This is a genomic window from Phycisphaerales bacterium (assembly GCA_035627955.1).
In the GTDB taxonomy this organism is placed as follows: Bacteria; Planctomycetota; Phycisphaerae; order Phycisphaerales; family UBA1924; genus JAEYTB01.
The window spans coordinates 207,939-220,258 of the sequence record DASPKU010000021.1; the positions used below are offsets into that span (position 1 = coordinate 207,939).

Consider the following 12,320-nt stretch of genomic DNA (forward strand, 5'->3'; position numbering starts at 1 on the left):
CGTATCCTACGCACCCGTCGTACCTGCACCCGTGAGGCCTACTTGCGAACGAGTCTGGTGAACCCTGCGAATCCCGGGGATTCCACGCCTGCGGGCCAGCGGACGCGCCGTGCGCTGGTGGTCTTCGCGATGGTCGTGCTGCTGGCGAGCGCGTGCGTGCTGTGCATCCCGGGGAGCGGGCTGGGGGCGTACGCGCCGCTGGTGCTGCTGGAGCGGCTGGTGTACTCGCTGGTGCCGGCGGTGGCGTACCTCGCGGCGGGCGTGGGCTTCGGTCGGCTGCTGCGGCCGCTGTGGCGCGGCGCGACGGACGAGTTCGCGTTGCAGGTAGGCGTCGGCCTTGGGCTGATGCTGACGCTGTCGCACCTCATGGGCTGGGCGGGGCTGCTGTCGGGGCAGGTTGGCCGTTGGGCCGGGCTCGGCACCATCCTGATCGGCGCGGCCTTAGCGCTGCAGCAGACGCACCGCTCGCTCCGCGGCGGCGGGTGGGAGCCGCGGGTCTCACCCCTGGGTCTGCTGAGCGCGATCGGGATCGCGGTGCTGCTGGTCGCGGCGTGCGCGCCGCCGGGCATCCACTGGGCCAGCGAGTTCGGCGGGTACGACGTGCTGGAATACCACCTGCAGCTGCCGCAGGAGTGGCTGTTTGGCGGGCGACTGCGGCCCTTTGAGCACAACGTGTACTCTTTCCTGCCGAGCTATATGGAGGCCGCGTACCTCCACCTGGGTGCGGCGACGTCGGGTGGGCGGCAGTCGATCGGGCAGCTGCCGGTGCTGGTGGAGGGCGAGGGCTACCGGCTCATCGCCTGCCAGCTGCTGCACGCCGGGTTCGCGTTGGTCGCGGCGTGGTTGACGGCGCGCCTGTCGCGCCGGCTCGCGGGGGCGGCGGCGGGGCCGGTCGCGTTCGGGTTGGCGATCCTGACGCCATGGACGGTGGTGACGGGGAGCATGGCGTACAACGAGATGACGATGCTCGCGATGCTCGCCGCGGGGCTGCTCGCGGCCTGTGAGACGGGGCTGCCGGCGTGGCGCCGCGGCGTCATGTGCGGGCTGCTGGTGGGTGTGGCGGCGTCGGTGAAGCCGACGGGGCTGCTGTTCGTGGGTGTGCCGGTGGGAGTGATGCTGCTGGCGCTGGCCCGGGTGCGGGAATGGCCGGCGATGATCGGCGCAGGATGCGTCGTGGGGCTGGCGGTGCTGGGGCCATGGCTTGCTCGCAACGCGATCGCGTGCGGGAACCCGGTGTTCCCTTTCGCGGCGTCGCTGTTCCCCAACGAGCTCGGCGGCACAGGGCACTGGACCGGGGAGCAGGTCGCGCGGTACATGGCGGCGCACCGGTTTGATGGTTCGCTCTTGGAGCGTGTGCGGCTGCTGGTGGCGCCTGACCCTGGGGCGGCCGCGGGCGCGCCCAATGCGCACCGGGGGATGATGCACGGGCAGTGGGGGTTCCTGTTTCCCTTCGCGCTGCTGGGGGCGGGGCTGCTGCTGAAGCGGCCGCGCCCCGTGTGGCGCGAACTGCTGCCGTTCCCGCTCGCGCTGCTGGGCGCGGGCTTGGTGCTGCAGGTCGTGCTGTGGCTGTTCACGACGCACCTGCAGTCACGGTTCCTGCTGCCGCTGCTGGTGCCCGCAGCGGTCCTCGCGGCGGCGGGGCTGACGACCATCACTTCGCACCCGCGGGCGCGGCTCCTGATCAGCGCGGTGCCGCTGGTCATCCAACTCGTGTTCACGGTGAACACCTTCCTCGCCGAGCGCGGCGGGCAGCCGAATGTGGGGCTCGCCAACGGCGTGGGGGTGCGTACCGGCGAGTTCTTTGACGGGCTGCCGTCCCAGGAGGTGGCCGGCGTGCTGGAACGCTGCCCGCCGGAGCTCTTCGTCAACCTCGCCCTGAAGCCGGGGACCCGCGTGTACCTGCTGGGCGATGCGACCCCCTTGTACTTCACGAGACCCGTCATCTACCAGACCACGTACGACACCTCGCCGCTGTCGGGCGTGGAGGTCAGCGAGTGGAACCGCGTGTTCCGCTCACTCGGCGTTGATGTGGTGCTGGTGAACCTCTCCGAGATCGCGCGGCTGGAAAAGTCGGGCTGGAACCCGCCGGGGGTGACGGCCGCGCGGGTCACGCAATGGATGCAGGAGCACTCGATGCCGCTGCTGCCGCCGCAGCGGTGGGAGAGCAGCGGGATGTACCTCGTCGCGCCGGCGGATGCGGCGCCCGGTAGCGGCGGGGGGCCCAGGCCATGACGGCTCCTCAGCCGCCGCGCCGCGGCACGCGCCTGCTGGTGCAGGTGCTGCTGTTCTGCATCGGGCTCGCCCTGTTGGCGTGGTGCATCCGCACGGCCCTCAAGCCCGAGAACGCCGAGCACATCGAGCGGCTGCGGAACGCGCCCGCGGACCTGCTCGTGTCGATCATCGCGCTCTCCCTGACCACGCTGTTCCTCAATGCGGTGACGTTCTGGACGGCCATCTACCCCGTGAAGCGGGTGCCGTTCTGGGACATCCAGGCGACCAACGCGGGCGCGGCCCTGAGCAACTACGCGCCGGCGAAGCTGGGGGCGCTGCTGCGGTTTATCGTGCACAACCGCCGCAACCACGTCCCCATCTTCACCATCGGGGCGTGGATCGGGGCGGTGTCGGTCACGATGATGTGCGCGCTGATCCCGGTGGTCGCGGCGGGGATGTGGCGGAAGGCCTTCGACGCGTGGTTCCTGCTGGCGCTCTTCGGAGGGTTGGCGTTCACGTACACCACCACGCTGCTGCTGGCCCGGGCGTTCGCGGGGGAGCGCGGGCTCGTGCGCCTGCGGGCGATCTCCGCGCGCTTCCGCTCCAAGCTCCTCACGCGGTTCATGCACTCGCGGGCATTCCAGAACCTGCACGCGGGGATGACGATGCTGGCGCACCCGTGGGCCTTCGGCGCGGGCGTGCTGCTGCGGGTGGCGGACCTGCTGGTGCAGGCGCTGCGGTTCATGGTCGCTGCACGGCTGCTGGGGCTTGAGCTCGGATTCGAGGGGGCGTTGATCGTGTCAGGGGCGTACTTCCTGGTCTCGGTGTTCAGCCCCGCGGGGAGCCTGGGCATCCGCGAGTGGATCACCTCACAGCTCGCGCTGTTCGGGATCACGCAGGACACGATGACGGTGATGGCCCTGACGGTCACGCTGTCGGAGATGGCGGTGTACGTGGTGTGCGGCTCGGCAGGGCTGCTGTACCTGCGACCGGACCGGTTCCTGGTGCGGGGCGACGCAGGGGCGCAGGCAAAGGAGCCGATCGCGCAAGCGATCGAGAGCGATCACGCGAGTGATCGCGCGTAAGCGCGGAGTTGGACCAACGGGGAATCGTGGATCAATCCGATCGCCTGCGCGATCGGCTCTTTAGCACGTGCCGCCGCCCAGAACATGGAAGAATGCCTCGATGTCCTGGTCGGTGGCCGCGTCGCCGTCGCCGTTGAAGTCCGAGCCCGCGGGCCAGCAGGTGTCGCAGCAGTGCCCGCCGATACAGGCAAAGAACGCTTCGATGTCCTGGTCGGTGCCGAAGTCCCCGTCCCCGTTGAAGTCAGAAGTGCCGCAGTTGCCCCCACCGGTCGCAATGCGGGCGAGGAAGCCGCGCACCTGGCCGTTGTGGATGCCGGTGCCCACGATGAACTGGCCGTCGGGGCTGATGGCCTTGGCCTCCCGCAGCTCCCAGCCAGTCATGTTGACGCCAAGGCCGGCGAGGTGTGTGCCGAGTTCGACCATGCCGGTACTCTCGGTCCAGATGAAGGCCGCGCGGGGGTAGGTGGTGGGGGTGCCGCCCTCGACGTAGCGGAGTGCGAAGCCAACGACCGTTTGGCCGTCATCGGTGACCCCCTGCGCGAGAGAGCGCCGCGTCTCGGGCGAAGGGCCGGGCACGGTGCCGAGGTTCGTTGCGACGGGGGGGCTCGCAGTGAGGTCGCTGAAGACCCAGCGCGTCGCCCGCCCAAGGCCGCCCGGGGGCGTGATGTGCCCGACGATCGTCAGGCCGTCGCCGCTCACGGCGTACGACGCGCCGTTCAGCTCGAACGCGTGCGAGACGTTGTCGACCCAGCGCGTCGCGAAGGTCTGGAAGTTGATCAGCAGGCCGCCGGCGACCACCGTGCCGTCGGCGTTCACGGCCCGGGCCGTGCCGCCGGTGTCACCGCCGCCCAGCACCACCGTTCCGCCCGCGGGTGTCCAGATGTACGGCTTGGTGGGCGAGTTGAGCGAGTGGCCCACGATGGAGTTCCCGTCGCGGCTGATGCCCAGGGCAATCGACATGGTCGTCCCGGGCACCGTCGGCAGGCTCTCGATGCCCGCGGTGGTCCAGCGGTAGATGTTGGCCGGGCCCAGCCGCCCCGCGACCTTCGATCCGTCGCCGCTCACGGCGTAGCAGTACCCGCTGGGGTTCGGCTGCGTGCTGCTGCCCGGCAGAAGCTGGGAGCCGCCCGCAAGGGTCCAGATCATCGGGACAGGGTTGGAGACGAGCTCGGGGTTGGTGCCCGGGGCGCTGATGCCAACGACCATGCTGCCGTCGGCGCTCACGCCGAAGGCCGTGCTCTGGGTGTAGCCGGGCAGGACGGGGATCTCGGTGATCGAGGATTGAGCGAAGGCCCCCGCGGCGAGCAGCAGCGCGGCGACAGCAACAGAAACGCGGGCAGCGGTCTTCATGGCTCTAGCTCCCAGGGGTTCCCCACGAGGGGCCGCGCCAGTGTCCCCGAAGCGGGCCGCTGCCGCAAGGGCAAATAGGAGCGCCGCAGGGAGCATTCTGAGTCCCAGAACGGGGCCCGAATGCGGAGCATGCAGCCGCAGGCGAGGGAGGGGGGCAGCTGCGTTGACACATTGTGCCACTCCCGTACCATGCATCCATGGCCAAGCGAACGACGGCGAATGTATCCCTTACGCCCAAACTACAGGAGTTTGTCGACGGATTGGTTGCATCAGGGCGGTACCAGTCCACCAGTGAGGTCATTCGCGAAGCCTTGCGGCTCCTTGAGTATCGGGAGCGTCAATCGATTGCAAGCCTTGAAGACCTGAAGCGAGAGGTAGAGATCGGCCTTAAGGAGGCACGCGAAGGCAAACTCATCGATGGACCAACGGTTTTCCGCAAGGCGAGAGAGCGCATCCTGAAGCAGGCGAAAAAGCAGACCGGCCGCAGGCGGGCAGGATGAAGCCGTTCATCCTGACGCCCTCGGCAGAGCAGGACGTGTTTGGCATCGCTGACCACTTAGCGGCCCAGACGACAGACGCGGCCTTCATCGTTCTCACGAAAATGGAAGCGGCACTCTGGAGGCTGGGCGAGAACCCGCGCATCGGGCGTGAGCGACCTGACCTCTCGCCGAAGCGGGAACTGCGAAGTTGGCATGTGTTTGATTACCTGATTCTCTATCACCCGACGACACCCATCGAGGTAGTCCGAATCGTTCATGGGGCGCAGGACCTGCCTACGTTGCTGGAGCTTCCAAAGCGTTCGGCGAAGAAGCGGTCCTGATCACCAAGGCATCACCATGTTCTCCCCCATCCCCGAAATCCTCGAAGAGCTCAAGGCCGGCCGCATGGTCGTCCTCACCGACGACGAGAACCGTGAGAACGAGGGGGACCTCATCATCCCCGCCCAGTTCGTCACGCCCGAGGCGATCACGTTCATGCTCCAGAACGCCCTGGGGTACATGTGCCTCTCGCTCACCGAGGCAGACTGCGACCGCCTCAACCTCCACCCGCAGTCCGCGGTGAACACCACGGTGCGGGGCACGCCGTTTACTGTGTCGATCGACCTGCACCCCAAGCACGGCGGCACGACGGGGGTGTCCGCCAAGGAGCGGGCCAAGTGCATCCTGATGGCGATCGACCCGCGGTACGACGCGGAGGACTTCGTGCGGCCGGGCCACATCAACCCGCTGCGCTCGCGCGACGGGGGCGTGCTGGTGCGCACCGGGCAGACCGAGGGTTCGCTGGACCTCTGCCGGCTCGCGGGCCTCTACCCCGCGGCCGTGATCATCGAGATCATGAAGCCCGACGGCGAGATGGCCCGAGTGCCCGATCTCGCGCAGTTCTGCCAGAAGCACAACCTGAAGATGTGCTCGGTGGCACAGATCATCGAGTGGCGGCTGGAGCGCGAGTCGCTGGTGCGCCGTGTGCAGCCCTTCGAGGGACGGCCGCTCAAGACCGCGTACGGCACCTTCAACACGCTGCTGTTCCAAAGCGTCGTCGACCCGCTGCCGCACCTGGTGCTGACGTGCGGGGGCGTGGGGAAGCCCGCGCCCGGCACCAACGCGGCCCCGCGCAGCGACAAGCCCACGCTCGTCCGCATGCACCGCCGCCACCTGCTCGGCGATGTCTTCGGGGACCTGGAAGGCGGGGACGTGCCCAGCGGCGACACGCTGCGGGCATCCATGCAAGCGATCCAGGCTGAGGGGCACGGCGCGATCGTCTACCTGCGCACGAACAACCCCGCCGATGAGGCGGGGTCGGTCGAGGCGATCCTGCAATCGCTGGCACGACCGGGAGACCCGAACGTGCCCACGTTCTCCGGGCCGTCAGGGTCCACCGCCCACCCCCATCTCCTGCGCGAGTACGGGGTGGGCGGGCAGATCCTGCGGAACCTGGGCCTCAGCAGGCTGCGGCTGCTGACCAACAGCAACACCGAGCTGCCCGGCCTGGAGGCCTTCGGCCTGGAGATCACCGAGCGCGTGCCCGTGCACGTGCCCGCGCGATAGGCCTGGGAGAGAGCCGCTTAGCGGCGCTCGATCACCGTGGTGCTGCCGGGGCGGCGGTCGATGACCGTGGTTTCCGGGGTGTGATCGTGGATCACCGTGGGCCGGCGCTCGATCACCGTGGGCCGCTCGATCACGGTCGTGGGCCGTTCACGCTCGATGACGGTGGACCGCTCGGTGACCACGGGCCGCTCGACGACCGTGGTGCGGCGGCAACCAATCGGGGCGATGAACGCACCGGCGAGGATCAGCAGAAGAGTCGTTCTCATGGTCAAACTCCATCCATGGAGCGGGCACCATTGCCCGCCGCAACTAAGCTGGCGTGCCCGTCTGGGGGCCCGGTGAGCGGTGGCTAAAGCCGGTCAGATGGTGCGGTTGCGTCACCCGGTGTACCGTTACGCCAATGAAGGACCCCCGCCCGGAACCAGAGCGCGAACCGGACAAGCCGCTCATGCGCAGCCTGGGCGAGTTCTTCGGCCACATCGTGCAGGGCATCAAGTCCGACGTGGACCCGAAGAAGTCAGTCACGAAGCAGACCATCGAAGAAGAGACGCGCCAGACGCCGCAGGGGCCGGTGATCCTGCGCCGCACGATCATCGAAGAGGTTCAGCTGCCCCCGGCCGACAAGCAGTAGCCGCAAGAAGACCCAGCGGACCTCGACGAACTACGCATGCGCGCAGAAACGCCGGCGCTCACTGCCGTGAGCGCCAGCGCGGAAGTTCACCAGGATGCCGGGTCAGTCCTTGCTGCGTGAACGGCTGCGCGAGGACCGCCGCCCGCCCGAACGCGACGAGGACCGGCTTCGGGAAGAGCTGCTGCGCGATCCGCCGCTGCTGCGGCCGCTGCGTTCAGACGTGTTCCTCACCGAGCTGCGCCGTCCGCGCCCGCGGGAGCTGCTGCTGCTGGACCCACCGCTACGGCCTCCGGACCGCGACCGGGAACCAGTCCGCGAGCTGCTGCTGCGCGACAAGGAGCCCGAGCCGCGCCCGCTGCGGGCGCTGGTGTTCCGCGTGCCGCTGCTGGTGCCGCGCCCGCGCGAGCGCGAGGACCCGCCGCTGGAGCGCGAGCCCGACCGACCGCCGCTGCGGGAGCTGCTGCTGCGGGCGCCGCCACGGGAGGAGCTGCTGCTGCTCGAGGAGCGGCCGCTGCGGGCAGACGTGCCGCGCGAGGAGCTGGACCGGGACGAGCCGCGCGAGCTCGAGCGTGACCCAGCGCTGGAGCCAGAGCGAGACCCGGAGCGAGAACCAGAGCGGGAGCCAGAGCGAGAACCCGAGCGGGAGCTGCTGCTTCGACCGCCGGAACGCGAGCTGCTGCCCCCGCCACCGCTGCCCGAGCGCGAGCCCGAAGTGCGCGAGCTGCCGCGGGAAGAAGACAGCGATGTGCCAGAGCGGGAGCTGGACCCGCTCGACCGGGAGCTGCTCGAACCAGACCGGGAACCGCTGGAACGCGAACTGCCCGACCCCGAAGCCGACCGCGAACCAGAGCGAGAGCCGCCGCTGGAGCTTGAGCCCGAGCGCGTCCGCGACCCAGACCGCGCCCCTGAACCCGACCGCGACCGCGAACCCGAGCGCGACGAGCCGCGCGAGGACGAACGGCGGCCGCTGCCCGACTCATCGCCCTCACCCGAACCGCCGCGGTTCCCACCGCCATAAATCTTGTTTACCGTGGCCCAGGCGCGGCGTTCCGCCTCGTCCTCACCGACGCCGCGATCCTCGTAACCCTCTTCGATGTGCTCGGCCTGTCTCTGCTGCTTACCGGAGTACTTTGACTTGTCGCCGCGTGGCATGGTGATGCTTCCTTTCTTCTATCTGCAACTTCCCCGAACGGGGTGAAACGCCCCCACCCTGACGCGTGGTTATGCGAGCCAAGTGAACAACTTCTGAATGATGTGGACGCTGCCCGTACGCGCGCCTACGTGGCGCTGCGTGCGGCCATGGCTCTTCTCCCCACTTCTCCTCTGCTCCATCATGGCGCACCGGGATGAGAACACCCCGGCGCACGACATTGATCCTCCCCTTCCGAGGAGCGTCGTTGCGGCCCTGTTAGTGCGGCCCCTCATTGTGCTGCGGCACGGTTGGCTTGGTCTCCATGCTCGTCCGCGTGGAGCGCCCCGCGAACTGCCCGAAGCTGTCGCGCTGTTGCAGTCGCGCGGAGCGCTCGCCCCCCTTCTGCCCTGCGCGCGAACGCTGCAGGCGCGCCTGCTCCACCCCCTGCGGCGGCGGGATTGTCTGGCGGCTCATGTCCAAGGCACGGTTCTCTTCGTTCATACGTGTGCTCCTGAATGCAGCGGGTGTCGTGTGACCGCTGCCGGGCCATGGTCGTGGGGCCGGAGCAATACGGATTGAACGATCCGTAAAAAGACTCTTGGGTTGGTTGGTGCGGGCTCTACCACGGCGTGAGCGTCACCCGGCGTCACGCACGCGTCGCGCCGCATCAGCCCGGGAGCATGCACGCGCCACCAGCACTCACTGCATCCGAAGTAAACTGGGCGCGAAACAGGAGATTCACGTGCGAGACCACTTTTCATCCGGTGCACCCGCACAGCCCTCACGCCGTGAGGTCGTCAGGGCCGCGGGCTTCGGTGCCCTCGCCGCGGCCGGTGTGCTCTCGCGCCCAGCCCGCGCGGGCGTGCCAGGCGATCAGCGTTCATTCCGCATCGCCCACCTCACGGACATGCACGTTCAGCCGGAGCTGCGCGCGGACGAGGGCATGGCCGCGTGCCTGCGTCACGTGAACGCCCTCGCCCACAGGCCCGACCTGATCATCACCGGCGGCGACCAGGTGATGGACACCTTCGACCAGGGCTTCGACCGCAGCAAGGTGCTTTGGGACCTGTGGGCCAGGCAGCTCAAGGAGCACAACGCCATCCCCGCCCAGCACGTGCTCGGCAACCACGACATCTGGGGCTGGAACAAAAAGAAGAGCAAGTGCACCGGCGAGGAGAAGGGGTACGGCAAGGCCTGGGCGTGCGAGCAGTTCGGGCGTGACCGCACCTACACCAGCTTCGACGCCGGCGCCTGGCGGGTGGTGCTCCTTGATTCGGTGCAGCCCAAGGGAGATGGGTATGTCGGCCGCCTTGATGATGAGCAGTTCGAGTGGCTCGAGCAGGAGCTCAACGCGGGCGGCTCACCAGTGGCCGTGTTCTCGCACATACCGATCTTCTCCGTGTGCGTCTACAACGACGGCGCCAAGAAGAAGGACGCGCCCGACGACTGGTTCGTCTCGGGCGGGCTGATGCACGCCGACGCCAACCGAATCCGCAGGCTCTTCCTGCAGCACCCGCGCGTGAAGCTGTGCGTGAGCGGCCACATCCACCAGCTCGACCGCGTGGAGTTCACGGGCGTCACCTACATCTGCGACGGCGCGGTAAGCGGCCGCTGGTGGAAGGGCCGCCAGGCCGAGTGCGACGAGGGCTACGGCGTGATCGATCTCAGGCCCGACGGCACCTTCGCGCACGAGTACGTGAAGTACGGGTGGAAGGCGCCGAGCTAGGTCATAGAAGTCGTCGAAGACCTCGAAGACCTATTCATCGATCAAACCCTGAAGATGCTCCCCAGCTTCTTCCCCAGCAGACTGCTCGCCGCGAAGATCGTCACCGTGAGCAGGGCCATTCCCCACACGCCCATAGCGGCCGCGATGTAGGGCCCATCGCCCAGCCGCTCGGTGAACGCCCAGATCGCTTTGGTCACGGGGTAATGCCGCGCCTGCTGGGCGAGGATCAGCGAGTCGCTCACCTCCAGCATCGAGAAGCTGAACACCAGCAGCCCGCCCGCGATCAGGTTCGCGAGGATGAGCGGCAGGATGACGCGACGCACGGCCGTGACGCGGCTCGCGCCCAGGTTCACTGCGGCCTCCTCGAGCTCGCCGCTGGTCTGCTCCAGCCCGGCGACCGTCGAGCGCACGATGTACGGCAACCGCCGCACCGCGTAGGCCACGATCAGGAATGGCACCGGGTTGGGGTTGACCGCGAAGATGCTCGCGAACCCGCTCAGCGGGCCGTCCTTACCGAAGGGCCAGTTGAGGCTCATGGCCACGTACCCGAAGGCCATCACCAGCCCAGGCACCGCCAGCGGGAGCATGCAGAGGGCATCGAGCAGCGCCCGCCCCTTCACCTCCGTCCGCACGATGATGTACGCGATCACGATGCCCAGGGTGATGTCCAGCAGCATCGCCGCCGCGGCCAGCATCAGGCTGTTCTGGATTGCACGGAACGCATCCGCCGACGTCAGCGCCTGCTGGAAGTGGTGCCCGGTGAACGCCGTAGGCAGCACCGTGCCGTACCACTGCCCTGGCGAGGTGAAGCTGGTGATCACGACGCCGATGTGCGGCATGATGGCGATGAGGCTGACCAGGCCGAAGGCGAGCATCGCGCCTACCGCGGCCGCCCCCGTCAGCGGCTTCTCGGCCGCGGCCCGCGAGGCCTTGGAGTACATCGCGTACCCCTTGCGTCCGAACACCACCTTGCCCAGCAGGTAGATGCCCACCGCCGCGGCGAGCATCACGGCCGTGAGCGCGTACGGCTTGGCCGAGTTCTCCACTTCGCGCAGTCCATTGAAGATCTGCACGGGCGTGACCTCGTAGAAGTCGAACATCAGCGGTGCGCCCAGCTCGGTGAAGCTCCAGATGAACACGATCGTCGCGCCCGCGAACAGCCCCGGGCGCACCAGCGGCAGCGTGATGCGGAAGAACCGCCGCCACGGCCCCGCGCCCAGGTTCTCCGCGGCCTCGCCCAGCGCAGGATCCAGGTTCGCCAGCGCGGCCGTGGTGTTGAGGTAGATGATGGGGTAAAGCGACAGCGCCTGCACCAGCATGACGCCGTAGATCTTCGCCGAGCCGAGCACGTCGATGTCGGTGCCCAGCAGCGCGTTGATCGCGCCCTCGCGCCCGAGGAACGCCCGCATGCCGATGGCGCCCACGAAGGGCGGCAGGATCAGCGGCACCAGCACCGCGGCGTTGAAGAAGCTCTTGCCCGGGAAGCGGCATGTGGCGGAGAGCACCGCCAGCGGCAGCGCGATCAGGATGGCGAGGAACGTCGTGCCCGCGGCCACGCGCAGCGAGTTGAGCAGACCCCGCACCGTCCGCGGGTCCTCAAACAGCAGCCGCAGGTGGTCGAACGTGAAGCCCGAGTGTGTCGCCGGGTCGGCGTAGAACGCCCCGCGCAGCGTGAGCAGGATGGGGTAGACCAGAAACACGCCCAGCAGCGCCAGGGCCCCGATCAGGAGCGTGTAGTGCCAGAAGTTGCGCGAGGCGCGGGGCATGCGGGGGCAGAGTGTACCCGGTCAGCGACGCCCGTTTGCGGCGCACCCGTCGCTATACTCCGGGCATGTTCGACCGCATCGTGTCCGACCCCGCGATCCTCTCGGGAAAGCCGATCGTCAAGGGCACCCGGCTGAGCGTCGAGTTCCTGCTCGAGCTGGTCGCCAGTGGCGGCACGATCCCCCAGATCGTCGCGCAATACCCGCAGCTCACCGCGGGTGATGTGGAGCAGGCCCTTCGATTCGCAGCCAATGCTCTCAAGAACGAGGTCGTTGTGACCGCGAGGCTCGCGGGTTGAAGCTGCCGGCTGATGTCGTCACCCTCCCACGCGTGCCGAGACTGTTGGCTCCGGGAAGGTGAATGGTTCCGCCCGGGT

General features: G+C 68.5%; 13 protein-coding genes. 9 read left to right on the forward strand and 4 right to left on the reverse strand.

The features are described 5' to 3' along the window. Positions 1-42: 42 nt before the first annotated feature. Together VD997_17330 and VD997_17335 are read left to right on the forward strand one after the other, a co-directional pair. Positions 43-2,232, forward strand: a complete 2,190-nt coding sequence (locus VD997_17330) for a hypothetical protein (protein HYE63758.1) — start codon at positions 43-45, stop codon at positions 2,230-2,232. Further along, positions 2,229-3,296: a lysylphosphatidylglycerol synthase domain-containing protein gene (locus VD997_17335; protein HYE63759.1), complete on the forward strand. Its 1,068-nt coding sequence runs from the start codon at positions 2,229-2,231 to the stop codon at positions 3,294-3,296. The genes VD997_17330 and VD997_17335 overlap by 4 nt, the downstream gene beginning before the upstream one ends. 60 nt (positions 3,297-3,356) lie before the next feature. Here the strand turns inward: VD997_17335 and VD997_17340 are convergent, their stop codons facing one another. Further along, positions 3,357-4,646 carry a hypothetical protein gene (locus VD997_17340; protein HYE63760.1) on the reverse strand — a complete coding sequence of 430 codons (1,290 nt, stop codon included), beginning with the start codon at positions 4,644-4,646 and terminating at the stop codon, positions 3,357-3,359. A 197-nt stretch (positions 4,647-4,843) separates the two neighbouring features. Between VD997_17340 and VD997_17345 the strand changes: the two genes are divergently transcribed. The 3 genes from VD997_17345 to ribB are packed head-to-tail and all read left to right on the forward strand — an operon-like array spanning position 4,844 to position 6,691. Next, complete coding sequence (locus VD997_17345) at positions 4,844-5,146, forward strand: type II toxin-antitoxin system ParD family antitoxin (protein HYE63761.1); 303 nt, start codon at positions 4,844-4,846, stop codon at positions 5,144-5,146. Next, positions 5,143-5,466: a type II toxin-antitoxin system RelE/ParE family toxin gene (locus tag VD997_17350; protein ID HYE63762.1), complete on the forward strand. Its 324-nt coding sequence runs from the start codon at positions 5,143-5,145 to the stop codon at positions 5,464-5,466. Before VD997_17345 ends, VD997_17350 begins: the two co-directional genes overlap by 4 nt. Before the next feature lie 16 nt (positions 5,467-5,482). After that, positions 5,483-6,691, forward strand: a complete 1,209-nt coding sequence (ribB, locus tag VD997_17355; GenBank protein HYE63763.1) for a 3,4-dihydroxy-2-butanone-4-phosphate synthase — start codon at positions 5,483-5,485, stop codon at positions 6,689-6,691. A gap of 17 nt (positions 6,692-6,708) precedes the next feature. Here ribB and VD997_17360 read toward each other — a convergent pair whose 3' ends face one another. Continuing rightward, positions 6,709-6,957, reverse strand: coding sequence for a hypothetical protein (locus tag VD997_17360; GenBank protein ID HYE63764.1), 249 nt, complete (start codon positions 6,955-6,957; stop codon positions 6,709-6,711). A gap of 134 nt (positions 6,958-7,091) precedes the next feature. Here VD997_17360 and VD997_17365 point away from each other — a divergent pair, with 134 nt between their 5' ends. Together VD997_17365 and VD997_17370 are read left to right on the forward strand one after the other, a co-directional pair. After that, complete coding sequence (locus VD997_17365; GenBank protein HYE63765.1) at positions 7,092-7,322, forward strand: hypothetical protein; 231 nt, start codon at positions 7,092-7,094, stop codon at positions 7,320-7,322. Positions 7,323-7,416: 94 nt separating this feature from the next. Then, positions 7,417-8,340 (forward strand): hypothetical protein, encoded by a 924-nt coding sequence (locus VD997_17370; protein ID HYE63766.1) that lies wholly within the window; start codon positions 7,417-7,419, stop codon positions 8,338-8,340. Between the two features lie 390 nt (positions 8,341-8,730). Here VD997_17370 and VD997_17375 read toward each other — a convergent pair whose 3' ends face one another. Next, positions 8,731-8,955 (reverse strand): hypothetical protein, encoded by a 225-nt coding sequence (locus tag VD997_17375; GenBank protein HYE63767.1) that lies wholly within the window; start codon positions 8,953-8,955, stop codon positions 8,731-8,733. 241 nt (positions 8,956-9,196) lie between these two features. On the opposite strand from VD997_17375, the gene VD997_17380 reads away from it, so the two are divergent. Continuing rightward, the gene (locus VD997_17380; GenBank protein HYE63768.1) at positions 9,197-10,180 is read left to right on the forward strand and encodes a metallophosphoesterase; all 984 of its coding nucleotides are present in this window, start codon (positions 9,197-9,199) and stop codon (positions 10,178-10,180) included. A 41-nt stretch (positions 10,181-10,221) separates the two neighbouring features. Here VD997_17380 and VD997_17385 read toward each other — a convergent pair whose 3' ends face one another. Then, positions 10,222-11,946: an iron ABC transporter permease gene (locus VD997_17385; protein HYE63769.1), complete on the reverse strand. Its 1,725-nt coding sequence runs from the start codon at positions 11,944-11,946 to the stop codon at positions 10,222-10,224. A 65-nt stretch (positions 11,947-12,011) separates the two neighbouring features. Between VD997_17385 and VD997_17390 the strand changes: the two genes are divergently transcribed. Further along, the gene (locus VD997_17390; GenBank protein HYE63770.1) at positions 12,012-12,242 is read left to right on the forward strand and encodes a DUF433 domain-containing protein; all 231 of its coding nucleotides are present in this window, start codon (positions 12,012-12,014) and stop codon (positions 12,240-12,242) included. Positions 12,243-12,320: the final 78 nt, after the last annotated feature.

What these genes read in the sequence shown, in the direction of transcription:
- VD997_17335 (HYE63759.1), top strand. Translation starts at nt 2,229, where the DNA reads ATGACGGCTCCTCAGCCGCCGCGCCGCGGCACGCGCCTGCTGGTGCAG.
- VD997_17340 (HYE63760.1), bottom strand. Translation starts at nt 4,646, where the DNA reads ATGAAGACCGCTGCCCGCGTTTCTGTTGCTGTCGCCGCGCTGCTGCTC.
- VD997_17345 (HYE63761.1), top strand. Translation starts at nt 4,844, where the DNA reads ATGGCCAAGCGAACGACGGCGAATGTATCCCTTACGCCCAAACTACAG.
- VD997_17350 (HYE63762.1), top strand. Translation starts at nt 5,143, where the DNA reads ATGAAGCCGTTCATCCTGACGCCCTCGGCAGAGCAGGACGTGTTTGGC.
- ribB (HYE63763.1), top strand. Translation starts at nt 5,483, where the DNA reads ATGTTCTCCCCCATCCCCGAAATCCTCGAAGAGCTCAAGGCCGGCCGC.
- VD997_17360 (HYE63764.1), bottom strand. Translation starts at nt 6,957, where the DNA reads ATGAGAACGACTCTTCTGCTGATCCTCGCCGGTGCGTTCATCGCCCCG.
- VD997_17365 (HYE63765.1), top strand. Translation starts at nt 7,092, where the DNA reads ATGAAGGACCCCCGCCCGGAACCAGAGCGCGAACCGGACAAGCCGCTC.
- VD997_17370 (HYE63766.1), top strand. Translation starts at nt 7,417, where the DNA reads ATGCCGGGTCAGTCCTTGCTGCGTGAACGGCTGCGCGAGGACCGCCGC.
- VD997_17375 (HYE63767.1), bottom strand. Translation starts at nt 8,955, where the DNA reads ATGAACGAAGAGAACCGTGCCTTGGACATGAGCCGCCAGACAATCCCG.
- VD997_17385 (HYE63769.1), bottom strand. Translation starts at nt 11,946, where the DNA reads ATGCCCCGCGCCTCGCGCAACTTCTGGCACTACACGCTCCTGATCGGG.
- VD997_17390 (HYE63770.1), top strand. Translation starts at nt 12,012, where the DNA reads ATGTTCGACCGCATCGTGTCCGACCCCGCGATCCTCTCGGGAAAGCCG.